The 22851-nt window shown below is 68.5% G+C and carries 24 protein-coding genes, 1 tRNA gene and 1 riboswitch; of the genes, 9 read left to right on the top strand and 16 right to left on the bottom strand.

All coding sequences use genetic code 11. The annotated features are described in order from the left end of the window. Nucleotides 1-131 precede the first annotated feature (131 nt). Entirely contained in the window at nt 132-800 is a 669-nt protein-coding gene (locus MRBLWO12_RS09855) for a FadR/GntR family transcriptional regulator (RefSeq protein WP_363554998.1), read from the top strand. Nucleotides 801-955: 155 nt separating this feature from the next. Here MRBLWO12_RS09855 and MRBLWO12_RS09850 read toward each other — a convergent pair whose 3' ends face one another. The 8 genes from MRBLWO12_RS09850 to idi are packed head-to-tail and all read right to left on the bottom strand — an operon-like array spanning nt 956 to nt 8863. Beyond that, on the bottom strand, nt 956-3142 hold the full coding sequence (locus MRBLWO12_RS09850) for an MMPL family transporter (protein WP_363554996.1): 2187 nt from the start codon (nt 3140-3142) through the stop codon (nt 956-958). 27 nt (nt 3143-3169) lie between these two features. Next, the gene (locus MRBLWO12_RS09845; protein WP_363554994.1) at nt 3170-4060 is read right to left on the bottom strand and encodes a prenyltransferase; all 891 of its coding nucleotides are present in this window, start codon (nt 4058-4060) and stop codon (nt 3170-3172) included. Continuing rightward, entirely contained in the window at nt 4057-4410 is a 354-nt protein-coding gene (locus MRBLWO12_RS09840; protein WP_363554992.1) for a lycopene cyclase domain-containing protein, read from the bottom strand. Before MRBLWO12_RS09840 ends, MRBLWO12_RS09845 begins: the two co-directional genes overlap by 4 nt. Continuing rightward, a complete protein-coding gene (locus MRBLWO12_RS09835) occupies nt 4407-4754 on the bottom strand; it encodes a lycopene cyclase domain-containing protein (protein ID WP_363554990.1) in 348 nt (115 codons plus the stop codon). The genes MRBLWO12_RS09840 and MRBLWO12_RS09835 overlap by 4 nt, the downstream gene beginning before the upstream one ends. Beyond that, nucleotides 4754-6355, bottom strand: a complete 1602-nt coding sequence (crtI, locus tag MRBLWO12_RS09830; protein ID WP_363554988.1) for a phytoene desaturase family protein — start codon at nt 6353-6355, stop codon at nt 4754-4756. Before crtI ends, MRBLWO12_RS09835 begins: the two co-directional genes overlap by 1 nt. Beyond that, nucleotides 6352-7260: a phytoene/squalene synthase family protein gene (locus MRBLWO12_RS09825; RefSeq protein WP_363554986.1), complete on the bottom strand. Its 909-nt coding sequence runs from the start codon at nt 7258-7260 to the stop codon at nt 6352-6354. Before MRBLWO12_RS09825 ends, crtI begins: the two co-directional genes overlap by 4 nt. Continuing rightward, nucleotides 7257-8330: a polyprenyl synthetase family protein gene (locus tag MRBLWO12_RS09820; protein WP_363554984.1), complete on the bottom strand. Its 1074-nt coding sequence runs from the start codon at nt 8328-8330 to the stop codon at nt 7257-7259. Before MRBLWO12_RS09820 ends, MRBLWO12_RS09825 begins: the two co-directional genes overlap by 4 nt. An 11-nt stretch (nt 8331-8341) precedes the next feature. Further along, the gene (gene idi / locus MRBLWO12_RS09815) at nt 8342-8863 is read right to left on the bottom strand and encodes an isopentenyl-diphosphate Delta-isomerase (RefSeq protein ID WP_363554982.1); all 522 of its coding nucleotides are present in this window, start codon (nt 8861-8863) and stop codon (nt 8342-8344) included. Nucleotides 8864-8939: 76 nt separating this feature from the next. Between idi and MRBLWO12_RS09810 the strand changes: the two genes are divergently transcribed. After that, a complete protein-coding gene (locus MRBLWO12_RS09810; protein WP_414685469.1) occupies nt 8940-9575 on the top strand; it encodes a MarR family winged helix-turn-helix transcriptional regulator in 636 nt (211 codons plus the stop codon). Nucleotides 9576-9609: 34 nt separating this feature from the next. Here the strand turns inward: MRBLWO12_RS09810 and MRBLWO12_RS09805 are convergent, their stop codons facing one another. From MRBLWO12_RS09805 to MRBLWO12_RS09790, 4 genes are all read right to left on the bottom strand, one after another. After that, nucleotides 9610-9954 (bottom strand): histone-like nucleoid-structuring protein Lsr2, encoded by a 345-nt coding sequence (locus MRBLWO12_RS09805; protein ID WP_363554980.1) that lies wholly within the window; start codon nt 9952-9954, stop codon nt 9610-9612. Nucleotides 9955-10012: 58 nt separating this feature from the next. Continuing rightward, a complete protein-coding gene (locus tag MRBLWO12_RS09800) occupies nt 10013-10339 on the bottom strand; it encodes a DMT family transporter (protein ID WP_363554978.1) in 327 nt (108 codons plus the stop codon). Nucleotides 10340-10349: 10 nt separating this feature from the next. Further along, nucleotides 10350-10417, bottom strand: a riboswitch (guanidine-III (ykkC-III) riboswitch). A 45-nt stretch (nt 10418-10462) separates the two neighbouring features. Continuing rightward, nucleotides 10463-11317, bottom strand: coding sequence for a LuxR C-terminal-related transcriptional regulator (locus tag MRBLWO12_RS09795; RefSeq protein WP_363554976.1), 855 nt, complete (start codon nt 11315-11317; stop codon nt 10463-10465). Between the two features lie 149 nt (nt 11318-11466). Continuing rightward, complete coding sequence (locus MRBLWO12_RS09790) at nt 11467-11979, bottom strand: methylated-DNA--[protein]-cysteine S-methyltransferase (protein ID WP_363554974.1); 513 nt, start codon at nt 11977-11979, stop codon at nt 11467-11469. Between the two features lie 187 nt (nt 11980-12166). Between MRBLWO12_RS09790 and MRBLWO12_RS09785 the strand changes: the two genes are divergently transcribed. Further along, complete coding sequence (locus MRBLWO12_RS09785; RefSeq protein WP_363554972.1) at nt 12167-15886, top strand: AAA family ATPase; 3720 nt, start codon at nt 12167-12169, stop codon at nt 15884-15886. Beyond that, complete coding sequence (locus MRBLWO12_RS09780) at nt 15879-16088, top strand: hypothetical protein (RefSeq protein WP_363554970.1); 210 nt, start codon at nt 15879-15881, stop codon at nt 16086-16088. The genes MRBLWO12_RS09785 and MRBLWO12_RS09780 overlap by 8 nt, the downstream gene beginning before the upstream one ends. 85 nt (nt 16089-16173) lie before the next feature. Here the strand turns inward: MRBLWO12_RS09780 and mscL are convergent, their stop codons facing one another. From mscL to MRBLWO12_RS09765, 3 genes are read right to left on the bottom strand one after another with little or no spacing between them, the layout of a single operon-like run. Then, nucleotides 16174-16584 carry a large conductance mechanosensitive channel protein MscL gene (gene mscL / locus MRBLWO12_RS09775; protein ID WP_363554968.1) on the bottom strand — a complete coding sequence of 137 codons (411 nt, stop codon included), beginning with the start codon at nt 16582-16584 and terminating at the stop codon, nt 16174-16176. A gap of 24 nt (nt 16585-16608) precedes the next feature. Beyond that, nucleotides 16609-16881, bottom strand: coding sequence for an FmdB family zinc ribbon protein (locus MRBLWO12_RS09770; protein ID WP_363554966.1), 273 nt, complete (start codon nt 16879-16881; stop codon nt 16609-16611). Nucleotides 16882-16894: 13 nt separating this feature from the next. Continuing rightward, nucleotides 16895-17491, bottom strand: a complete 597-nt coding sequence (locus tag MRBLWO12_RS09765) for a 5-formyltetrahydrofolate cyclo-ligase (protein ID WP_363554964.1) — start codon at nt 17489-17491, stop codon at nt 16895-16897. Nucleotides 17492-17532: 41 nt separating this feature from the next. Between MRBLWO12_RS09765 and galU the strand changes: the two genes are divergently transcribed. From galU to MRBLWO12_RS09745, 4 genes are all read left to right on the top strand, one after another. After that, entirely contained in the window at nt 17533-18420 is an 888-nt protein-coding gene (gene galU, locus MRBLWO12_RS09760) for a UTP--glucose-1-phosphate uridylyltransferase GalU (RefSeq protein ID WP_363554962.1), read from the top strand. A gap of 27 nt (nt 18421-18447) precedes the next feature. After that, a complete protein-coding gene (locus MRBLWO12_RS09755) occupies nt 18448-19077 on the top strand; it encodes a GNAT family N-acetyltransferase (protein WP_363554960.1) in 630 nt (209 codons plus the stop codon). A 72-nt stretch (nt 19078-19149) separates the two neighbouring features. Continuing rightward, on the top strand, nt 19150-19998 hold the full coding sequence (locus tag MRBLWO12_RS09750) for a hypothetical protein (protein ID WP_363554958.1): 849 nt from the start codon (nt 19150-19152) through the stop codon (nt 19996-19998). A 50-nt stretch (nt 19999-20048) separates the two neighbouring features. Beyond that, nucleotides 20049-20121, top strand: a tRNA-Ala gene (locus MRBLWO12_RS09745). 111 nt (nt 20122-20232) lie between these two features. Here the strand turns inward: MRBLWO12_RS09745 and MRBLWO12_RS09740 are convergent. Then, nucleotides 20233-21678 carry an AraC family transcriptional regulator gene (locus tag MRBLWO12_RS09740; protein ID WP_363554956.1) on the bottom strand — a complete coding sequence of 482 codons (1446 nt, stop codon included), beginning with the start codon at nt 21676-21678 and terminating at the stop codon, nt 20233-20235. Nucleotides 21679-21829: 151 nt separating this feature from the next. Here MRBLWO12_RS09740 and fepB point away from each other — a divergent pair, with 151 nt between their 5' ends. Continuing rightward, the gene (gene fepB / locus MRBLWO12_RS09735; protein WP_363554954.1) at nt 21830-22822 is read left to right on the top strand and encodes a Fe2+-enterobactin ABC transporter substrate-binding protein; all 993 of its coding nucleotides are present in this window, start codon (nt 21830-21832) and stop codon (nt 22820-22822) included. Nucleotides 22823-22851 lie beyond the last annotated feature (29 nt).

Here is a 22851-nt window from a genome sequence, read left to right as displayed (position 1 = left end):
GGCATGCAGACTGCCCACGACGGGGAGCCGGTCTGATCAGGCCCCGTCGTGGCGGAGAAGGAGAAGTCGTTCGATGCGCACGAGCACAATCTAGCAACTCCTCAGACAAGTTGACAAGTTAGACTCATCACATGGCGCAGATCCAACGAACCCCGCTCGCCGATCAGGCTGCCGAGATCCTGCTCGACCGCATCCGCGCGGGCGAGTGGACGCTCGGACAGAAGCTGCCGGGAGAGTCGACACTGGCCCCGCAGCTCGGTGTCGGACGATCCACGGTGCGCGAGGCGATCCGGCAGCTCGCCGGTCGCGGCGTGCTCACCACCCGCCAGGGGTCTGGCGTGTTCGTGGCTGCGCTCGACGTGCCAGAGGACTGGGATGCGGTTCTCCGGCGCGCCGACATCGTGAGCGTGATCGAGGCCAGGATCGCGATCGAATCCGAGGCGGCATCGCTCGCAGCGGGTCGTCGTACGGCCGTCGATGTGCGGGCGATCCGTCGCGCCCTCGACGCGCGCGCCCAGACCGGTCCGGGGATCGAGGAACACGTCGACGCCGACACCGCGTTCCACCGTTCGATCGTGGTGGCGTCGCACAACAGCATCCTGCTCGATCTGTTCGATGCCCTGACCCCGCGCTTGCGTCAGGCGATGGTCGAGATGCTGCGCATCCGCACCGACCATGGCGGGCCCGAAGACCATGCCAGGCATGAGCGCCTGGCCCAGACCGTGATCGACCGTGAGCCGGCTCTGGCCGCCGCGGAGAGCCGCGACCACCTGGGTGCGCTCAAGACGGCCCTGGTGTGAGCGCAGACGCATCCGATTTCCGGCACCGTTCGAGGTCCTCGGCCACCGCGAGCGTAGGCGGACCAGCGAGCGTCGGCGGATTCTGGCCGGATCGGCCTACGCCCGCGCCATCGCCTACCCTCCGTCGCCGCGCCGGGCTGGCCCCTGCCTGAGCCTCAGTCCTGCCCGCGCCGCCACAGCTTCGACGGCCACCAGATGGCCTTGCCGATGTCGTAGGTGAGCGCCGGCACCAGCAGTGACCGAACGACGAACGTGTCGAGCAGCACTCCGAACGCCACGATGAAGGCCAGCTGCACGAGGAACAGGATCGGGATGACCGATAGTGCGGCGAAAGTCGCCGCGAGCACGAGGCCGGCCGAGGTGATCACGCCGCCGGTGATGGAGAGCCCTCGCAGCACGCCCTCGCGGGTGCCGTGCTCGATGGACTCCTCGCGCACGCGCGTCATCAGGAAGATGTTGTAGTCGATGCCGAGCGCCACCAGGAAGACGAATCCGTAGAGCGGCACCGCGGGGTCCGCTCCGGGGAAGTCGAAGATGCCGTTGAACACCAACGCCGAGACGCCCAGGGCGGTGCCGAACGAGAGCACTGTCGTCAGGATCAGCAGCACCGGCGCCAGGATCGAGCGCAGCAGCAGCATCAGGATGAACATGATGACGACGAGGATCAGCGGGATGATCAGGTTCCGGTCGTGGATCGATGCGTCGTTCGTGTCTATCGCCGTCGCGGTGACGCCACCGACGAGCGCGTCGACATCATCGAGCTGGGTGCGCAGCTCGCGCACCGTGGCCGCGGCGGCATCCGAATCGGCTGCATCCGTCAGAGTGCCCTGCAGCAGCACGTCGCCGTCGACAACGGTCGGCTCCGGGGCGGGCGTGCCTGGCGCCCCCACGGCGGTGATGCCGTCTGACGTGACCGGGGCACTGCCGCTCGGCGAGTCGGATGCGGTCACCGCGACCCCGTCGACCCCCTCGTTCGCCAGCAGCACGTCGGCCGCCGCCTGCAGGGAATCCTCGGGGACGATCACGTATACAGGGCTTCCTGAGCCACCGGGGAAGTGCTCGCCCAGCGCGACCTGCCCGTCACGTGCCTCGGAGGCGCCGAGCACCAGCTCGGACTGCGGGACTCCGACCGCGTTGAGCTGCGTGAGGCCGGCGGCCCCCGCCACCAGGACGAGCGTGGTCACGATCCAGATCACGCGCGGCCGCTTCTTGATGAGTCCGGCCAGTCGCGCCCACAGCCCGGTCGTGCGCATGCCGTGCTCGGCCGCGACGACCTCGGGCTCGAACTTCGGGCGACGGGGCCAGAACACCGAACGGCCGAAGAGCAGCAGCAGCGCGGGAAGCAGTGTGAGGGCAGCGAGCATCGCGAACACGATCCCGATCGCCGCGACCGGCCCGAGCGTGCTGTTCGACTTCAGGTCGCTCAGAAGCAGGCAGAGGAGCCCGGCGATCACGGTGCCGCCCGATGCGACGATCGGCTCGAACGAGCCCTTCCATGCCGCGAGCACCGCGGTTCCCTTGTCGTGCGCCACACGCAGCTCTTCGCGGAAGCGCGCCACGAACAGCAGGGCGTAGTCGGTGGCGGCACCGATCACGAGAATGAACAGGATCCCCTGGGTCTGTCCGCTCAGCAGCAGTACCTCGAACTTCGCGAGCCACCAGACCACCAGCAGCGCCACGCACAGCGCGAACAGGCTGGTCGACAGCACCACCAGCGGCAGCAGGAACGACCGATAGACCAGCACCAGGATCACCAGCACCGCCAGCAGGGCGACGCCCAGCAGGAGCCCATCGATGCCCGCGAATCCCGCGACGAGGTCGGCGCTGAAGCCGGCAGGTCCCGTGATGTAGACGGAGACGCCGTCGGGCACGGCCTCGCGCAGCTGTGTGCCGAGGGCCTCGGTGGCATCGGCGAGTTCGGCGTCGCTCTCGATCGGGATGAACGCCTGCACGGCCTTGCCGTCGTCGGAGGGCAGGGCGGGGGACACATCCGCGCTGACTCCCTCGACCGTGGGGGCATCGGCAACGGCATCCGAGATCGTCTCGAGCTCGGCGTCCGTCAGCTTCTGCTCTGAGGTGAACAGCGCGATCGCCGGGATGGCTTCGCTGTCGTTGAACTCACCGAGCATCTTCTGCACCTGGGTCGCGTCGGACGACGAGGGAAGGTAGCTGGTCTGATCGTTCGACGACACCTCGTCGACCTTGCCGAACAGCGGTCCGCCCAGCGAAGCGCCCACCAACCAGACGAGGATCAGCGCGACGGGGATGAAGATGCGCGCCCAGGAGTGGCGGCGTGTGCGTTCGCGGGGCGTCGGAGCGGGCGCCTGAGCGGGGCGGGACATCGGGTTCCTTCCGGAGGGTGCGCGGGGTCAGGAGACCCAGGCGAGGATCAGGATCATGGTCGCGAGGAAGCCCGCGATGTAGTTCAGAGCGATGAAGCGCCGCCAGGAGCGGTTGGTCGCCGCGGAGCCCTCGTCCGTCACGTTCCACCAGGGCAGCGCGTTGACGATGTACGGGACCGCGAGCACGGCCGCGAGCGGGGCGGGCCACGGCGTCAGCAGCATGCTCGCTCCCGCCACGGTCCAGAGCACGACCGACATCCGCACGGTCGCTCTGGCTCCGATGACGGTGGCGATGGAGCCGATCCCGGCCTCTCGGTCCGGACCGACGTCCTGCACGGCGCCGAACGCGTGCGCCGCCATCCCCCAGAGGAAGAAGGCGACGAGCACGATCACGGTGCCGGTCGTCACGGGAGCACCGGTCAGAGCGAGCCCGACGATCGCGGGGCTGACGAAGTGCGTGCTCGAGGTGATCGAGTCGAGGAACGGGCGCTCCTTGAAGCGCAGGCCCGGTGCCGAGTACGCGATCACGGCGAAGACGCTCACGGCGAGCCAGATCCAGGATGCCGGGTTGCCGACGATCACGAGATAGACCAGGAAGGGGACGTTGGTGACGGCTGCAGCCCAGAGCGTCGCCCGATGGATGCGGGGTGCCAGCAGCGCGCCCTCGATCCCGCCCTTGCGTGGGTTCGCCAGGTCGGAGGCGTAGTCGAACACGTCGTTGATCCCGTACATGGCGAGGTTGTAGGGGATGAGGAAGTACAGGGTGCCGATGACGAGCGTCGCGTCGACCTCTCGCGTGCTGAGCAGATAGGCGGCAGCGAACGGGAAGGCGGTGTTGATCCAGCTGATCGGCCGGGAGGAGAGCACGATCTGGGCGATGTCGCGGCCGAGCGCCGGCCGCCCTGTCACGGCGCTCATGCGTCTGCCTCCGACTCATCCGCGGCGGTGGGTTTCCGGGCGCTGCGGCGTGCCCTCAGCGCCGCCCACAGGCTCGGCAACAGCAGCGCGCCGGCGAGGGGGTAGGCGAAGTCCTCGATCGGAGCCAGGCCGATGTGGATGTCGAGGAGGTGCTGTCCCGAGTAGTGGAACAGTCCGGTGCCGATCATGATCGTGTCGAACACGGCGGTGAGGATGAACAGCGCCAGCACGGTCAGCGCGATCGCTCCGAGGTGAGGGGCGGCACCGCGGCGTCGCGCGAGCAGCGACAGCACCAGCGCGGCTGCGACGGCTGCCGCGAGGAACCATGCGGCGAGCTGGATGTAGGTCATCCCCGCACCTCCTCGGCACGACGCCGGGTGCGGAGGCCGGTGAGGACGCGTACGGCACCGGTGTAGATGACCATCGTGCACACGACGAGGAACAGCAGGAAGACGGGCTCCTCGATCGGCAGCTCCGGCGCGAACACGATCCCGGTCGCGATCGTCGCATCGCCGCGGAAGAAGATCCCTCCGGCGATTCCCGCGACGTCCCAGGCGAGGAAGAACGCGACGCCGATGACGGTCACGGTGGCCGCCGCGACCGCGTCGCGCCAGAAGAACAGGCGGAAGCGCCAGTCGAGCAGGAGCATGCATCCGAGTGACACGAGCAGCGCAGTCAGGTACAGCGCGCCCATCAGTCGATCTCCGTGCGAGAAGGGTCGCGGACCGGTACGGGGAGCGGACCGCCGGAGTGATCGCCACGGATGCGCTTCAGCACGATCTCCGCGCTGATCAGACACATCGGCACGCCGACGCCCGGAGCAGTGGTTCCGCCGGCGTAGAAGAGGCCGCGCACCCGCTTCGAGGCGTTCTGCGCGCGGAACATCGCGCTCTGCGAGAGGATGTGCGCCGGCCCCAGCATCCCGCCGCGCCACGAGTGGTAGTCGTCTCGGAAGTCCGCCGGGCCCTTCGTCTCCCTCACGACGATGCGTTCGCGCAGATCGGGGACATCGGCCCACTGCGCGACGAGGTCGATGGCGGCGTCGGCTGCACGTTCGATCGCCGGAGATCCGCTGCCGTCCGATCCGCCATGACCGAGGTCGACGTCGGCGGGGATCGGCACCAGGATGAACAGGTTCTCGTGGTCGGCGGGAGCGACATCGGGGTCTGTCGCACTCGGACGGCAGACGTACGTCGACGCGGGAGACGGGATCTCGGGGTCGCGTCCGAAGATCGCATCGAAGTTCGCATCCCAGTCGTCGGTGAAGAACAGCGAGTGATGCGGGAGCTGGGGCAGGGTGCCGCGCACGCCGAGCATCACGAGCAGCCCACCGGGACCGCTGGTGCGTCGTGCCCACCAGGATTCCGGATAGCTCTGCAGGGAGGCCGGCAGCAACGCGGTCTCGGTGTGATGCAGGTCGGCGGCGGAGACCACGATGTCGGCGCGCTCCACGTGCTCGGCGCCGGTCCCATCGCGCCATCCGACACCGGTGACATGGGTGCCGTCCTGCCCGTCCTGCGTGCGGATGCCGGTGACCTCGGCATCCGTGACGATGCGCACTCCCGCGCCTCGGGCGAGATCCTCGATGCGCTCCACCACCCGCCAGAAGCCGCCCTGGGGATAGCTGACGCCCTGATCGAGGTCCAGCGCGCTCATGAGGTGGTACATCGCCGGAGCGCTGCGCGGGTCGGTACCGAGGAAGACCGCGGGGTAGCCGAGGATCTGACGGATCACGGGGTTGCGGAACCGCCGAGCCGCGAATGCCTGCAGGCGCGTGCCCAGCAGCGTGAACAGGCGGGGGAGCGCGCGCAGCACCTCGGGTGCGAGCAGAGAGCGGATGCGGGTGAACGGGTTGTAGAGGAAGTACTTCTCCGCCATCGTGCTGGCGTCGTGCGCGGAGTCCAGGTACTTCGCCAGTGCGGGAGCGGACCCCGGCTCGAGCGAGTCGAACAGCCGGCTCACGCGTTCGTGTCCGGCCGGCACCGTCACGGATGCGGCTGCATCCGTCGTCGTGTGCGGCTGACGGAACACCCGATACCCGGGGTCGAGCAGCGTCAGGTCGAGCTGCTCCTCGGCGCTCGTGCCCATCATCGCGAAGAAGTGGTCGAACACCTCCGGCATCAGGTACCAGGAGGGGCCGGAGTCGAAACGGAACCCGTCGCGCTCGATGGTGCCGGCGCGTCCGCCGACGCGGTCGTTCTTCTCGAGGATCGTGACATCGTGCCCGTCGCGGGCGAGGAGACCGGCCACGGCGAGTCCGGCGACGCCGGCGCCGATCACCACGACGCGGCTCATCGGTCCCGCTCCAGGGCAGTGACGAACACGGCGCGGGCGGCGAGGAGAGCCTTGAGCGGATCGGGAACCCGCACCCTCTTGCGGTACAGCACGTCGACGGGGGTCTTCGCCACTCGCCGTGTCAACGCCGAGAACAGGGCGTGCGCGCTGCGGACGGCCGCGCGGGAGTCCTTGGGCAGCAGGGGGATCGCGATGCGCGCGTCGTCGAGCTGCTGCATGACCGTCGCGACCCAGGCATCACGGTCTGCCTCGGTGAGACGCTCGCCGCCGCCGAGGTAACCGCGATGCAGCCGGTCCGTGTCGTCGGCGAGGTCGCGCAGGAAGTTCACGTTCTGGAAGGCGGCGCCGAGCTGGCGGGCGCCGCGGTCGATCGTCTGCTCCTCGGCGGGAGTGCGCGAGGCGCCGCGCAGGAACACGCGCGTGCACATGAGGCCGACGACCTCGGCCGAGCCGTACACGTAGCGGGCGTGGGCATCGCCGTCGTATGCGGTGAAACCCGCGTCACTCGCGATGTCGGCGCGCATCGAGTCGAAGAACGGCTGCGTCAGATCCTCCCCGATGCCGCACTCCCGCGCGGTGCGTGCGAACGCGTGCAGGATCAGGTCGCTGCTGTACCCCGTGCGCATCGACCGGTGCGTCTCGGCGACGTACGACGCGAGGGCGTCGCTCTGCGCCGCGGCATCGAGACCGGCCTCGGCCGCGACGCCGTCGACGATCTCGTCGGCGATCCGCACCATCGCGTAGATGTTGCGCACGTGTTGACGGTGACGAGGTCCGAGCAGGCGCGTGGCGAGCCCGAACGAGGTGGAGTAGGTGCGGATGACGTCCGTCGTCGCGATGTCGGCGGTGCGGCTGAAACGGTCGAGCGCGCCGTCTCCGGCGGGACTCGCAGGGCTCCCCGTCATGCGCGTCGGCTCTCGATGCGTGAGGCGAGGGCGAGGACGGTGCGTCCGGCGGCGGGGGAGATCGTGCCGGCAGCCTCGGCCTCGGCGAGCACGGTGGACACGGCGCCGAGCTGCTCCTCGACCAGGCTGCGCGCGAAGCCCTCTGCGCCGCATTCGCGCAGACGGTCGCGGATGTCGGCACACTGCTGAGCGCTCAGATCCGTCGCGCCGAAGTACAGCTCGATGCTCGGCCAGTGGCCCGTCATCCGGGCGTACGCGATGATGGCCGTCTCCTTGCCCTCGCGAAGATCGGAGAAGGCATCCTTCCCGTGCTCCTGCGCTTCGCCGAACACCGACAGCAGGTCGTCCTGCAACTGGTAGGCGAGGCCGAGATGACGGCCGATCGCCGTGAGCTGCTCCTCGGCGGACGGGGAGGCACCGGCCAGCACGGCGGCGGCGCGAAGGGGGAGGACGAAGGAGTACGTCGCGGTCTTGTAGGCGCTCATCGAGAGGATGGTGCGCAGATCCGGCGGGATGATGCCGTCGCTCAGGCCGATGTCGGTGTGCTCCCCGGCGACCGTCTCGAGGATGGTCTGCTCCATCAGGGCGAGCAGGCGGTCTCGGGTGTCGGCCGAGACATCGGCGCGTGCGAACCCCAGTACGGCGGAGGCCAGCAGCAGATCGCCCATCAGGATCGCGCTGGACCGTGCCCAGTGGAGTTCCGCGTCGTCGGGTTCGTCCGATCGCCGCTCAGCGAGGGAGCCGATCAGATTGGGGCGTCGTCGTCGGATCAGGTCGCCGTCGATCACATCGTCATGCAGGAGGAACGCGTAGTGGAGGAGCTCGACGTTCGCCGCGATGTCCACGGCGCAGGCGGCTTCTTCGTGAGAGAGGCCCGCGGCTGAGAGCGCTAGGCGGAAATCGAGCAGGAGGCGAGGGCGGATCAACTTGCCCCCCAGCGCGTGTTCCGCCGCTGCCTTCCACAGGGCTGCGAACTCGGGGCCGTACGCCTCCGCGGCCGTGCTGCGCTCGGCGAAGCGGATGCGGAGTGCCTCTTCGATGCGGGTGCCGAGGTCCTCCTCGGTCGCCATCGCACCCATCGTCAGACCTCGCCGATCTGGCGCAGCAGCGGCAGCTGCTCGCGGATCCACGGGCTGAAGGCGAACGGTGCTCTTTCGACGGCCTCCACCAGGTCGGCGGGTTCGATCCACGCCCATTCGGCGACCTCTTCGGGGTTCACCGACAGTTCGCCGTCGATGACGGCGACATGCACGGGGCAGATCTCGTTCTCGACGATTCCGCTCGCATCGACCGCGCGGTAGCGGAAGGACGGCAGGACGAGGCGGATGTCGGAGAGCGTGACGCCGAGTTCTTCGAAGGCGCGGCGCGTGACGGCAGCCGCCATGTCCTCGCCCGGGCGAGGGTGGCCGCAGAAGCTGTTGGTCCAGACGCCCGGCCAGGTCTGCTTGCTCAGGGCGCGGCGGGTCACCAGGATGCGCCCGTCGTGGTCACGGATGTGGCACGAGAACGCGAGATGCAGGGGAGTCTCGGACGTGTGCACGTCGCGCTTCGGGAGCACGCCGACCACGCTCCCGTCTTCGGCGAGGAGGGTCACATCGTCCATGGCATCCTCTCGGCGATTTGGCTAACTAAGTGAGTTATCAACTTAGCATGTAGCCCGTGATGTGTAACATGATCGCATGGAGAACGAGTCCCGCACCACCCTCGCTCCGGGTGCGTCGGGAGACGCGGCGATGAGCGCGGACGTTCCAGGCCCGGACGGTCTGAGTCATTCGGCCATCTACGATGTCGATGCGAGCGACCCGCGCAGCGCCCTGATCGACCGAAGTGGCGTAGCCCCAGAGGATCTGCGGCAGATCGCGCGCCTCATGGGGGCGATCGCCGAGCTGCGCGATGCGGAGCAGCGCCTTTCACTGGCTTCGCGTCGGTACATGAAGTTGAACGAGACCGATATGCGCGCGCTGCATTATCTGATCGTGTGTGCGAATCGCGATGCGATCGCCACGCCGGGTGGTATCGCCCAGCATCTGGGCATTTCGACGGCAGCGACGACCAAGTTGCTCGACCGTCTGGAGAAGGGCAAGCATATTCATCGCGCTCCGCACCCGACGGATCGACGTGCTCTCGCGATCACCATCTCGGCGGAGACGCGTCACGCGGCTATGGAGACGGTGGGGAGACAACAGGCGAAGCGGTTCTATTCGGCCGCTCGACTGACGTCGGAGGAACGCGAGGTCGTCATCGGATTCCTCACGGATATGACGAGCGAGATCACTCTCCGCGATGAGGCCTGGGCGAAAGAAAAAGAGGAATAGGCGCTTCCGGAGAAGCGCCTATTCCTCAACTTCGTCAGTGGGCTGCGTTGTAGGCGTCGACGATCGGCGCGGGAATGCGTCCGCGCTCCGAAAGCGTGTAGCCGTTCTCATTGGCCCAGGTGCGGATGGCCGCGACCTCAGGGTTCCGTCCCGGACGCTTGCGAGGAGCGGCTGAGCGCACAGCGCCACCCGATCCTGCTCTACGCCCTGCGGAGATGTACGGTTCGAACGCTGCACGCAATTCCTCTGCGTGAGCGCTGCTCAGGTCGATCTCGTACGAGGTGCCGTTCAGAGAGAAATGAACGGTCTCGCCTTCGCCGACCTCCAGGACGCTGCCATCGATATCGTCGACCAGCTGGTGCACAATTCGTCTCGCCATGGAAGTCACCCTACTCGCGTGGAATAACCACAACAACAAGAATTACGTACCGAGTACATTATTCGTGACCGGTGTCGATGAGCTTGAGCCCCACAATGCAGCCGACGAGCCCCATCAGAAGCAGAATGCGCAGCCAGGAGATCTCGGTGTCTCCCGTGATCATTGCCCAGATCACTGTGAGTGATGCGCCGATTCCCACCCATACCGCGTACGCGGTTCCGGTGGAGATATCCCGCATCGCGAATGCGAGGCCGAACATCGAGATCGCGAGTGCGACGAAGAAGGTCACGCTCGGCCAGAGCTTGGTGAGTCCGTCGGATTTGCCCAGTGCGGTCGCCCACACGGCTTCGAGGATTCCGGATGCGATCAAAACGATCCACGACATGATGGTCCTTTCGGACCAGTCTTTTCGCTCACCGGGTACTGGTCTGCCTCGTCCGGAGCCGGTGTTCGCCAGCTGAACCCCATGATAACCAACCGCGCTGGGCACGGCCTGTGCAGTCTACGGTCAGGGGAGCAGCCCCGCGCGCCGCGCCTTGGCCACGGCGGAGTGGCGAGTGGAGGCGTCGAGCTTTGACATCGCCGTGCCCAGGTACGCCTTCACCGTTCCCTCGCGCAGTCCCAGACGACTGGCGATCTCCGCATTCGTCGACCCCAACGCTGCGCATGCGAGCACGTCGATCTCGCGCGGTGAAAGTCGCACGGTGGGCACCGGGCCTGTCGCGACGGGGACCGCGTCGCCGGCGATCACAGCGAGCCGTCGTTCGACTCGAGCGATCCGCCTCCGCAACGAATCATCATCGATGGAGGCGGCGATGCTGCGGAGTTCGGCGAAGCTCTCGCGCAACTGTTCGCGCTGGGGCGGCGCGACGGCCTCGTCCGTCGTCCGGGCCCGGAGTCGCTGCTCGACCTCGTCACGGATGCGCAACTCGTCGGCGACGGACTGCGCGACCTGCATGGCCGGTGCTGTCGTGATCCCGCCGACCGGCTCCTCGTCCCAGGTGCCGGCGTACAGCACACCGCGGGAGCGTCCACGTACGACGATGGGGAGGGCGAGGAGAGTGCGAAGCCCTTCACCGAGGACGAACATGTCGTAGTCATGGGTGATCTGCTGCGATGAGCCGTAGTCGCTCGTCATCCTCGGCCGGAGTTCCATCATCGCTCGGCCGCCGAGACCTCGCTCCGGGCGGACGCGCAGACCGTCGAGACTGCGGGTGCGGTTGCCCACGATGCTGGTGACGCTCACGACGCCCTCTTCGATCAGACCGCCGAACGCGACGGGAAAGCGGGTACGCCTGGCCAGCTCGCTCACCGCGTTGGCGACGAGCTCGGTCTCGGATTCCCACGTCACCGTTGAGCTCATGATTTCCTACCTCGGGGAGACAACGCCGTGCCCCGTTTCGTAGCGTCGACCCTACCACCGGGGCATCGCCGCGTCGCCGGTGGGAGGAGGGCAGCGGGACCCCGGCGGCCTACACGTCGGGATCCCGCTCGTACCGCGGCGCCGCGAGTTCAGCGCGCTTCGAGATCGAGCAGGAAGCGCTTCCGCTCGGGGTGCGCGCCGTAGTGCCCGGGCGTTCCGTCAGACCGAACCACTCGGTGCACGGGCACGATGATCGAGAAAGGGGTGAGTCGGCATGCCGTGCCGACCGCACGGGCGGCTCCCGGATGGCCCGCGAGCACGGCGACCTCGCCGTAGCTCATCGTCTCGCCCCACTCGATCGTGCTGATCGTCTGCAGTGCGGTCAGCGAGAATCCGTTGGTGAGGCGCCAGTCGAACTCCACATGATCCGCGAAGCGCACGGGCTCGCCGTCGAAGTAGGCCCCGAGGAGCCGCGACAGTTCGTCTGCGGCGCCCGGTTCGGGTTCGGGGACGGCGCCGAGCTCGCGAGCGACGCTCTCCAGCAGCCACGGTACGGAGGGGTCTTCGGATTCGGAGAGATCGAACCTCACGATGCCCTCGTCGGAGAACACCGCGAGAGCATCGCCGAACGGTGTCGGAGCGAAGTCGTAGCGGAAGGTCATGCCTCCATAGTGTCCGCTCACGTCGACCCCGAGCGCTCGGTCCCCTCGACGGGTCGCTGTTCGGGGACAATCAATCAGGCTCCGAGGGTGTGCAGGAGGAGTGCTCGGGCCCGTTCAGGGGCATAAATACGGTGAAACCCGCCAGGGATACCGGACGCCGGGCCCTGACACGCCTAGGGTGTGAAATGTGTGGCGACGTGATGACAAGTCTGCGGATGACGCAGTGGCGGAGGCCGCAGTGACTCTCGGTGAGCTCCACGAGTCCGCGACCGGCGTCGATGTCGCACACGCTGCCGAGGCGGAGCGCACCAGATTGCGCGCGGAGGCAGCGGATCTGGGTGGCGCATCGCCCCTGGTCAACTTCCGCGACCGGCCCGAATCCGGGATCGACATCTCCAAGGCGCATCCGGGCAGTCTGCCGCAGTTCATCACCGGCCGATCGACTCTGCTGTCCAACCTGTTCCGTGACGAGGTCGGCCTGCGCACGGCCAGACTCGCCGCCGAACGCATCACGGCCAAGAACACCGAGCTGCGCACCGTCCGCGGGATCGAGGCGGTGCATCTCGCCGTGGGTGTCGCGCACTGGCGCATAGGCGGAGTCGGGTTCTCCGCCCCTGTCCTGCTGCGTCCGCTGGCCATCCGCCGGCACCACTCTGATTTCGAGCTCAAGCTGCAGGGCACCTTCGAGGTGAATCCGGAGCTCGTGCGCATCGCCCGGGAGCACTTCGGCATCTCGATCGACGCCGCCGCCCTCGCCGCCCTCGCGTACGACGGGGGCATCTTCAAGCCGCAGCCCGTGATCGACAGCCTGCGTGCGACCGCCCGTTCGATCGAGACCTTCTCGGTCGAACCTCGGTTGGTCGTCTCCACGTTCGCCGATGTCAGCGGGGCGATGGTCCGCGACGGTCGGAACCTCGACCATGTCGTGCTGAACGCGCTCGCCGGGCACGTCGGCGATCGGGAGCAGGTCACTGCGCCGCGCGCCACGCCACACCACACGGGCCCCGATGACCGCGCGCCCGCATCGGACAACCTCCTGCTGGATGCGGACGCCGAGCAGGAAGCGGTGCTCGCGCGCATCGCCGCCGGCCATTCGCTGACCGTCGCGACGCTGCCGGGTACCGGCGGAACGCAGACCGTGATCAACGCTCTGGGGGAGTTGGTGCGCGCTGGTCGACGAGTGCTCGTCGTCTCGGCGCGGCGATCCACTCTTGACGGTGTGCGTCATCGTCTCGCCGGGATCGGCCTGGACAGCCTGGCGATCTCGCCAGCGAGCGTGCGCCGCGACCTCGTACGTGCGATCGGACGCAATGAGAAGGCGGTCGCGCCCAAGGTGGGCGAGGTCGATGATGCGCTGGTCCGCCTGCGCACGGTGCTGCGCGACTACCGGCAGGCCCTCACCGCGCCTGTCGGCGGCACCGGCGCCTCTGTTCTCGACGCGACCCGGCACCTGACCCGTCTCGCCTCTCTGCCGGTGCCGCCGTCGACGACGGCGCGCCTCGGCACCGACGCGCTGCACCGGCTGGCGGACGACAGGTCTGCTGCCGCGTCGGCGCTCGCACAGGCCGCGCGACTGGGCGAGTTCCGGTTCGGGCCGGACGACTCGCCCTGGTACGGCGTCACGTTCTCGAGCACGGAGGCGGCACGAGCCGCGCACGAGCTGGCCGCCCGACTGCACACCAACAGCATCCCTGCGCTCCTGGAGCGCGGCTACGAGTTGATCGCTCAGACGCGCATGCGTCCTTTCTCGACGATCGACGAACTCGGCGAGTACCTCGGGCTGCTGCAGGGCATCCGCGATTCGCTCGACCGCTTCAGCCCCACGGTGTTCGAGCGACCGCTCGGCGAGCTCATCCAAGCGCACGGCTCGCGCCGCGATGCGCCGGGGATGTCCGGAGCGAACCGCCGCCGTCTGCGTCGTCTGGCGAAGGAATACGTGCGGCCCGGCGTGCACGTGACCGAGATGCACGAGTCGCTGCTCCGCATCCAGGCGCAGCGCACGCAGTGGCAGCGCTTCGTCGAGGCGGGAGTGGCACCCGAGGTGCCGCTCGGTCTCGCCGACGTGTCCGCGGCCTGGCAGCGTGCCCACGCGGAACTCGCGGAGCTGGATGCCGCGCTCGGTCGTCGCGAACCGCTCGCGTCGCTGCCGGTCGCTCGTCTGGTGCGCACGCTCGCGGGGCTCGCTGCGAAGTCCGATGTCTTCGACAACCTGGTCGAGCGCGCGCAGCTGCGCGATCGCTTGGCGCTGTGGGGCCTCGAGCCTCTGCTCGCCGAGCTCTCGGTGCGTCACGTGTCCGAGGGGCAGGTGGGCGAAGAGCTCGAGTTCGCCTGGTGGCAGTCGCTCCTCGAGCGCGCGCTGCAGGACAACCGCGCCTTGCTGGGCGCGAACACCGCCGTCGTCGACCGGCTCGAGCGGGACTTCCGTCTGGTCGATGAAGCGCACGCGGCGATGGCAGGACCGCTGCTCGCCTGGCAGCTGGCGAGCCAGTGGAAGATCGCGATCGTCGACGAGCCTCAGCAGTCGCAGCACCTTCGTCGCGCGCTGACGCAGCCCGGCACCAGCACGGCCGAGATCGTCAGCGCCGCACCGAGCCTGGTCGACGTGCTCGCCCCCGTCTGGATCTCCTCGCCCTACCGCGTGCCGGAGATCCCTGATTCGGTCGAGTTCGACACCGTGCTCCTGGTTGACGCTGCAGCCATCAACCTCGCCGAGGCCGCACCGGCGATCCGTCGTGCGCGGCAGATCGTCGCGTTCGGCGATCCGGTGACGCAGCGTCCGACTCCGTTCCACATCGCCGTCGATCCGGGCGATGCCTGGGAGTCCGAGGTTCCCTTCGACGACGTCTCGGTCTTCGAGCGGCTCTCCGAGCTGCTTCCGGTGATGACGCTCACGCGCAGCTATCGCGCCGGTGGCGAGGATCTCGCCGAGCTCATCAACGACGCCTTCTACGGGGGCGAGATCGTCTCGCTGCCCTGGGCAGGTTCGTATCTCGGTCGGGGCAGCCTCACGGTCGACTATGTCGAGGGTGGCACCGGCGCACCTGATCCGATCTCCGGCGCGGTCGAGAGCCCGGATGCCGAGGTCGCTCGCGTGGTCACGCTCGTGGTCGAGCACGCCGTGCACCGCCCGACCGAATCGCTCATGGTGGTCACCGCCAGCACACGGCACGCCGAGCGCGTGCGCGCCGCGGTCACGTCGGCATTCGCCGGTCGTTCGGACGTCGCCGACTTCGTGGGCCGTGACACCGCTGAGCCGTTCTCCGTGCTGACTCTGGAGGAATCCGTCGCGGAGAGCCGGGACCGCGTGATCTTCTCGCTCGGCTTCGGGCTCACCAAGCACGGTCGTGTGCTGAGCGACTTCGGCGATCTCTCCACGCCCGACGGTGAGCGTCTGCTCACGGTCGGGATGACGAGGGCCCGTCGCTCGATGGTCATCGTGTCGTCCATCCGCCCGTCGTCGTTCGACGACGGGCGCCTCGAGCACGGCGCCGCGACGTTGATGTCGATCCTCGGTGGACTTGCCGCACGTGCCCGCGACGCGCGCCTGGAAGATCTGGCCGACCCGCTGACCCTCGCCCTCGCGAGAGAACTGCGGCGCCTGGGCGCCTCGGTCGACGTCGACTACCGCGGGCGCCTTCCGCTGGTCGCACAGCATCAGGGCAAGGCCGTGGTGATCGAGTCCGATCCCGAATCCCGCGGAGAGTCGTTGCGCGAGACCCTGCGCCTGCGCCCGCACGTGCTCCGCCGCCTGGGCTGGCACTACGTGCGCGTGCACGCCTTCGATCTCTACAGCGACCCGGTGACGGTCGCCACGCGGATCGCCGCGGTGCTCGGCATCTCTGATTCGGCGCCGCGGGCCGACAACGACACGCAGCCGATCGAGATCGTCGACCCTGAGAATGGCTGACCAGCCTGCCGGCCCTGACACGCCGCGGCAACGCGTCGTGCGGGTGCCCGGCTCCCGGCGTGCCCGGCTGACGCCCGTGCCCGGCACGGATCCGGATCCGGAGTCGGGTCCGGCAGTCGTGGAGAAGAAGGCCCGGGTCGTGCGCGGCCCGAAGGGTCCCAACGACGATCAGCTGATCCAGGACATCCCGCCGCACTACTGACGGCAGGCGCGACCTGCCGCACACGCAAGAAGCGCACGGCCCCGATCGGGGTGCCGTGCGCTTCTCGTGCGAGCAGACGTGGTGGTCAGCTGCGCTGGTTCTTGGCGAGCAGGTCGCGGATCTCGAGCAGGAGCTCGGCCTCGGTGGCCGCTGCGGGCTCCTCAGCGGGAGTGCCCTTCTTGGCGGCGACGCGCGCCTTGTAGTGGTTCATCGGCACGACGAACACGAAGTAGACGACCACGGCGACCGCGAGGAAGCTGATGATGGCCGAGACGAGATCGCCGATCGGGAACGTGACCGTTTCGCCGTAGAGGGTGGGGATCTGCGGCCCGAAACTGCCCGCGGCATCCGCCTTGAAGAACACCGCGACGAGCGGGTTGATGATGCTGGCGACGACGGCGTTCACGATAGTGGTGAACGCACCGCCGATGACGACCGCGACAGCCAGATCGATGACATTGCCGCGGAGGATGAACTCCTTGAAACCTTTGAGCATGGGGACCCCTTGCAGATCGGGACCTCAGGAAGAGGTGGAACTCGATGCAGCCGCCGGTTTGGCGCTCGTCGTCGACTCCGACTTCGATGATGCCGAAGCATCCTTCGATCCGCCACTCTTGGCGCGCGAGTCGGTGCGATAGAAGCCAGAGCCGTTGAAGGTCACTCCGATCGAGCCGTACTGCTTGCGCAGCGCGCCACCGCACTCGGGGCAGACCGAGAGGGCATCGTCTGAGAAGCTCTGCACGGCGTCGAACTTGTGTCCGCATGATGTGCAGGCATAGGCGTAGGTGGGCATTTCGTCCTCAGGTTCAGCGTCGCGTTGGCGACAGGATCAGGGTCTGCGACGGGGTGACGACGCCGTTCACCGGCTGGTCGTGCACCTCCCGGGGCAGGGAGTCGAGTATCTCGGAATCATAGATGACTGCGTAGACGGGAGGGCATTTCTCCATGGAACCGATGGTCTTGTCGAAGTATCCGCGACCCCAGCCCATGCGCATACCCGAACGGTCGACGGCCGCCGCGGGCACGATCATGAGGTCGACGTCGTTCACGGCGATGGGTCCCAGAACTTCGCCGGTGGGCTCGGGGAGGCCGTGCAGACCTTCGATCGTCTCGTCGTCGTCGCTCGCGACGGCCCAGTCCAGCAGGCCGTCGGCGCGAGTGATCGGAAGCAATACGCGAATGCCGCGGCGCACGGCCCTGGTCACGAAGTCGCGCGTGCCCGGTTCGGTGATGGTGGAGAGGAAGCAGGAGATCGAACGGGCGCCGTGTTCGTCGATCAAGGCGTCCAGACGTTCGCCGATCGCTTTCGCGGCCGATTCGCGCTGTGCTTCCGACAGCAGTCCACGGCGTTCGCGCAGTTCGGCGCGGAGTGCGCGTTTGGCATGCTCGACGTCATTCGACATGCCTCCGAGTCTACGGGGGTGCCCACCACTAGGCTGAGGAGATGGGTACGCAGAAGATGAAGGCCGTCATTCCTGCCGCGGGTCTGGGGACACGATTCCTGCCAGCTACAAAGGCGATGCCGAAGGAGATGCTTCCGGTCGTCGACAAGCCGGCCATCCAGTACGTGGTCGAAGAAGCGGCGGATGCGGGGATCGATGACATCCTCGTCATCATCGGCCGCAACAAGAACGCGATCTCCAACCACTTCGACTCGGTGCCCGAGCTCGAGGTGAAGCTGATGGAGAAGGGCGACACGGGTCGCCTGGAGCGGGTGATGAAGTCGAGCGACATCGCCGACATCCACTTCGTGCGTCAGGGCGAGCCCAAGGGACTCGGGCACGCCGTGCTGCGTGCACGAGCGCATGTCGGCGACAGCTCCTTCGCCGTGCTGCTCGGTGACGATCTGATCGACGAGCGGGACCCGCTGCTGACGCACATGATCGCCGAGCACGAGCGCAGCGGCGCGGCCGTGATCGCCCTCATGGAGGTCGATCCCGCCAACATCCACATGTACGGCGCCGCCGCCGTCGAGCCGATCGAGGGCTCGGAGTCGGTGCGTGTGACCGCACTCGTCGAGAAGCCGGCACCGGAGGATGCTCCCTCCAACCTGGCCGTGATCGGACGCTACGTCCTCCCCGCCTCGGTGTTCGACATCCTCGAGCACACGGAGCCCGGCAAGGGTGGTGAGATCCAGCTCACGGATGCGCTGCAGGAGATGGCGGCGGACCCAGACGGCCCCGGTGTCGTCGGCGTGATCTTCCGCGGGCGCCGCTACGACACGGGCGACCGCGTGGACTACATCAAGGCGATCGTGCAGCTCGCCTCCGACCGTGACGACCTCGGACCCGAATTGCGGCCGTGGTTGAAGGAATTCGCGGAACGCCTCTAGGCGACTCTGCGGGCGTCGGGGCACGCGATGGATCTGACGGCGGGGATCAGGCACGGGGCGATCGAGTTGCGGCTCGTCCGCTCGAAGGACGCACGTCCGCTGCAGCATGAGCTGCTGGCCAACCGGTCGTGGCTGCAGCCGTGGGAGGCGACGGTTCCCTACGGCAGTGTGTCGTTCGACATGCGGCTGAGCATCCGGAGGCTTCTTCAGCAGTACAAGGACGGCGCCGGGTATCCGTTCGTCATGGAGTACGACGGCGAGGTCGCCGGTCAGCTGAACGTCTGGGGCGTCGCCCGCGGGTCGCTGTGCTCGGCGACCATCGGCTACTGGGTGAGCGAGCGGTTCGCCGGACGGGGGATCACCCCGACAGCTGTCGCGCTCGCGACCGATGCCTGCTTCACCGAGTACGGATTGCACCGGATGGAGATCTGCATCCGGCCCGAGAACGTGGCGAGTCTGCGCGTGGTGCAGAAGCTCGGGTTCCGGTACGAAGGGCTGCGGCGACGGTACATCCACATCGATGGAGACTGGCGCGACCACTACGCCTTCGCACTGACCCGGGAGGACGTTCCGCAGGGAGTTCTGGCGCGATGGTTGAACGGTCAGGTGCCGCCCGACGTGTCGACGGTGCCTCCCGCCGACCGTCTGAGGCTCTGATGCGACGCCGACTCGCCGCGACACGCGCCGACTGCGCGTTCGGAAGGCCGCTGAACCCGTAGCTTTATCGGTATGGACGGGCCGGTGCTGAGTGGGGGAGTGATCGTGCTCGTCGCTGTGCTCCTCTGGATGCTCTACCTGCTGCCGTCCTGGCGCGGTCGCTTCCAGTACAACGCTGCCGAACGCAACGCCGTGCGCTTGAATCAGGCGCTCCGCGTGCTCGCCGAGACCAGCGAAACCCCGGGTGAGGTGCGGTTCGAGTTGAATGCGCGTACCGCGCTGGCGCAGCAGAAGCTGGCCAAGCGCGTGCAGTCCGAGCGCGAGGCCGCCGCACTGGAAGCACTCCGCAACGAACTCGCCGCCACCAGGGCTGACCCGGTGGTGCGCCAGGCGCGAGCGCGCCGGCGCGTGCGGGCGACGGCCACCACGACTGTTCTCATCGGCCTCGCGCTCGCGGGCCTCGGCGTCTGGCAGCTCGTCGCGACAGGGGCGCAGCTGCTGCTGTGGGCCGGTGGAGCGCTCGTGTTCGTCGCCGGTCTCGCGCTGCAACGGATGGCAGCGGTGGCCGCACGATCTGCGCGACGCCCGCAGCAGATCGCCCAGCCGAAGACCGAGCGCGTCGCCCCCGAGCTCCATGATCAGGGCCGTGCCACCTGGACCCCGCGCCCGCTGCCCGAGCCCATGGTGTCGGTCGCCGGATCGCGCGCTCAGGCCGCGCAGGCCGAGATCGAGGCGCAGGAAGAGCGTCGCAAGGCCGCGCGCATCGCCGCGCTCCGTGCGCGCGCCGAGGAGATGGCACCGGAGGCCCCCGTGACCCTGCCGGCCGCCTCCTCATCTCCGTACGCCCGGATGGGTTTCGTGGACGACGCGGAGATCGAAGACCACGTCAGGGAGTTGCTCTCCCGACGTGCCGCCGGGTGATCGGCGTGACGCAGAGCCCTCTTCCGTCGTGATAGCGTAGAGGTGTTCACGGGCCTATGGCGCAGTTGGTAGCGCGCCTCGTTCGCATCGAGGAGGTCAGGGGTTCGAATCCCCTTAGGTCCACAGAACAACACGAAAGCCCCGGTCTCACCGGGGCTTTCGTCGCTTCTTCTGGAGGGCCGTCGAGGGCGAGGATGACAGCGGGATCCTGTCTCGGCCTCGCGGACACCCTGGTCATGTGTGAGAGCGCTGGGCGTGCGCGGTGGAGAATCCTCTGGGCGAGCAGCCGTGCGCCCGACGGAATGCGCGACTGAAGGCGGCGGCATCGGCGTACCCGACCCTGACCGCGACCTCCGACGCATGCAGGCCCTCGCGCAGCAACCGCCGCGCCCACGACATCCGCGTGCGGGCGCGCCACGTCGCGAGCGTCGTGCCCGTCAGGGCCTCGACGGCGTTGCGGAGCTGGGCGGGGGCCATGCCGAGCTGTGTGGCGAGCTCAGCGGCCGACCGGCTGTCTTCCGGCTGCTCCGCCAGGCGTCCGAGGAGCGCGTATGTCGCATCGACGATCGGCGTCGGGATGTCGTTCGGTTCGCCCAGACGCAGGAGGGTCTGCAGCACGATCCTCGGGTCGCCGCCCGTGACGGGTTCGGCGCCCGCGTAGGCCCAGGCGGCAAGACGCAGGAGAGGTGCGTGCGCGTCCGTATGGGCGATGAGTCCGGCGCCGACGTCGATGCCTCCGGGCAGCCACCCGAGCGGGATGACCGCGGCATCGGCGCCTGCCTGGAAGCCGCATGACGTGCCAGCGGGGAGGCACGCGATGTCGCCCGCGCGGACGAGGGCTGTGCGGTCGTCGAGGGTCAGCTGGATGCTGCCGACCGCGACCCAGATCACGATGTGGTACCCGTTGCACTGCGGGCCGAGCTCGGTGCCGCCCCGTCGCGCCTCGACGGTTCCGCGGGTCCGCTCGGCGAGCTCGGAGGGCGCGACGCCCCACTCCCGATGGAACGCACGAGTGAACGCCTGCGGGCTCCCGTATCCGTGCTCAGCGGCGACCTGGGCCACGCGACGGCCGCGTCGCAGCTCTTCGGCGGCGCGTCCCAGCACGTGCCTGGTGCGCCAGCGCAGCGGCGTCCATCCGGTCTCGGCGCGGAACCGCCTGGCCAGTACGCTCGCACCGACCCCGTGATCGGCGCCCACGGTCGCGGGGGAACGCGTCGGGTCCGCGAGGAGCGCGCCGGCGATACGACGCAGATCCGGGGATGACGGCAGGGCGGGTGCCGTGATCGCCGCGGTCGGGTGCCCGATCCACCCGAGCACGTCGGCAGCGCGGACGCCGCCGCCGTGGAGCACGCCGAGACTGCGGGTGAATGCGGTCAGGAGCGCGGACACGGCGTGCGGAGCGACGGCGGCGACGAAAGGTGCGCGCGGACCGGCCTGGTGATCCGCCTCTCGGATGCGGATCGGCACGACGCAGCAACCGTCCGCCCCGCGCACCACTGCCTTGGTGCCTGCGGGTACCCAGAGCGCCTGCCCGGCATCGAGCGACCACCGGGATGATTCGAGCGTCGCTTCGGCGGAGCCCGCGGCGATCCAGACCAGCGCGGGTGCTCCCGGCCGTATCGCCGTGCGCGTCGGGGCAGAAGGGATCGCCTGGAGGACAGGGGTGGGGTGTGTGGACAAGATTGTGCCGATCCGGGTGCAGCTGGTGAAGTAAGGCCAGCCTAACCTCGATCAAGGAGCGCCCGAGCTCCACGCCGACGACGACGTACGCACCCGCATCCGCGGACGACTGCCCCGCCGGCCTCCGGCCAGGGGGCCATGGGAAGGAATCATGAACATCTACGCATCCGCGCGCCGCCGCACGGCGGCCCTGATCGGCCTCGTGCTGGCGGGGGCACTCGCCCTCGCCGGCTGTGCCGCCACCGCCGAGGAGCAGACCTCCGAAGAGGACACCTCGGCTGCGGCCGCCGAGTGGCCGCGCGTCTTCGAGAATGCAGACGGCACCACCACCGAGATCCCGGCCCAGCCGGAGCGGATCCTGTCGACGGCCGTCTCCGTCACCGGCACGCTGCTCGCGATCGACGCACCCGTCGTGGCGAGCGGATCGCAGGTGGGCGGCGTCTGGTTCGATCAGTGGGCCGACATCGCGGACGAGCGCGACGTGGCCAACCTGTGGAGCGTCGGCGAGTTCGATCTCGAAGCGGTGATGGCGAACGAGCCGGATCTGATCGTGGTGGCCACGAGCGGACGCGATGCGCTGACCGACCAGGTCGCCGACCTGCAGTCGATCGCGCCGACGATCGTGGTCGATTACGGCGCTCAGACCTGGCAGGACCTGGCGGTCGAGCTGGGCGAGGCCACGGGGCTGGAGGCCGTGGCCGAGGACACGATTGCGGACTTCGATGCCCTCGTGAGTGAGACCGCCGACACCATCACGGTGCCGGACGGCACCGCCAATGTCATCTCCTTCAACGGTCCCGGCCAGGACAACCCGATCGCCCGTGCGGGCGGATCGCACGCGGACCTGCTCGAGTCGCTCGGCTTCACGGTCGAGGATCCCGATCCGGCCTGGCACACCCAGGCGCAGGAGCGAGCCGATTTCGTGTGGGCGACCTACGAGAACCTGCTGCAGCTGACGAGCGAGACGACGTTCATCCTGTCGGCCGACGACGAGTCGGCGAAGGGCTTCGCCGACGACCCCGTGCTGGCGAACGTGCCGTCGGTGGCCGCCGGTCAGGTGTACGGCCTCGGCCTGAACTCGTTCCGCATGGATCTGTACAGCTCGACCGAGATCGTCGAGCACGTCAGGGACCTGTTCTCCTGACATGGATCGACCGGCCGCTCGGGAGAGCG

The organism is Microbacterium sp. LWO12-1.2 (genome assembly GCF_040675875.1).
Taxonomy (GTDB): domain Bacteria; phylum Actinomycetota; class Actinomycetes; order Actinomycetales; family Microbacteriaceae; genus Microbacterium.
Note: the sequence above shows the minus strand (reverse complement) of the source record. Positions and strands in the feature narration are given on the sequence as shown.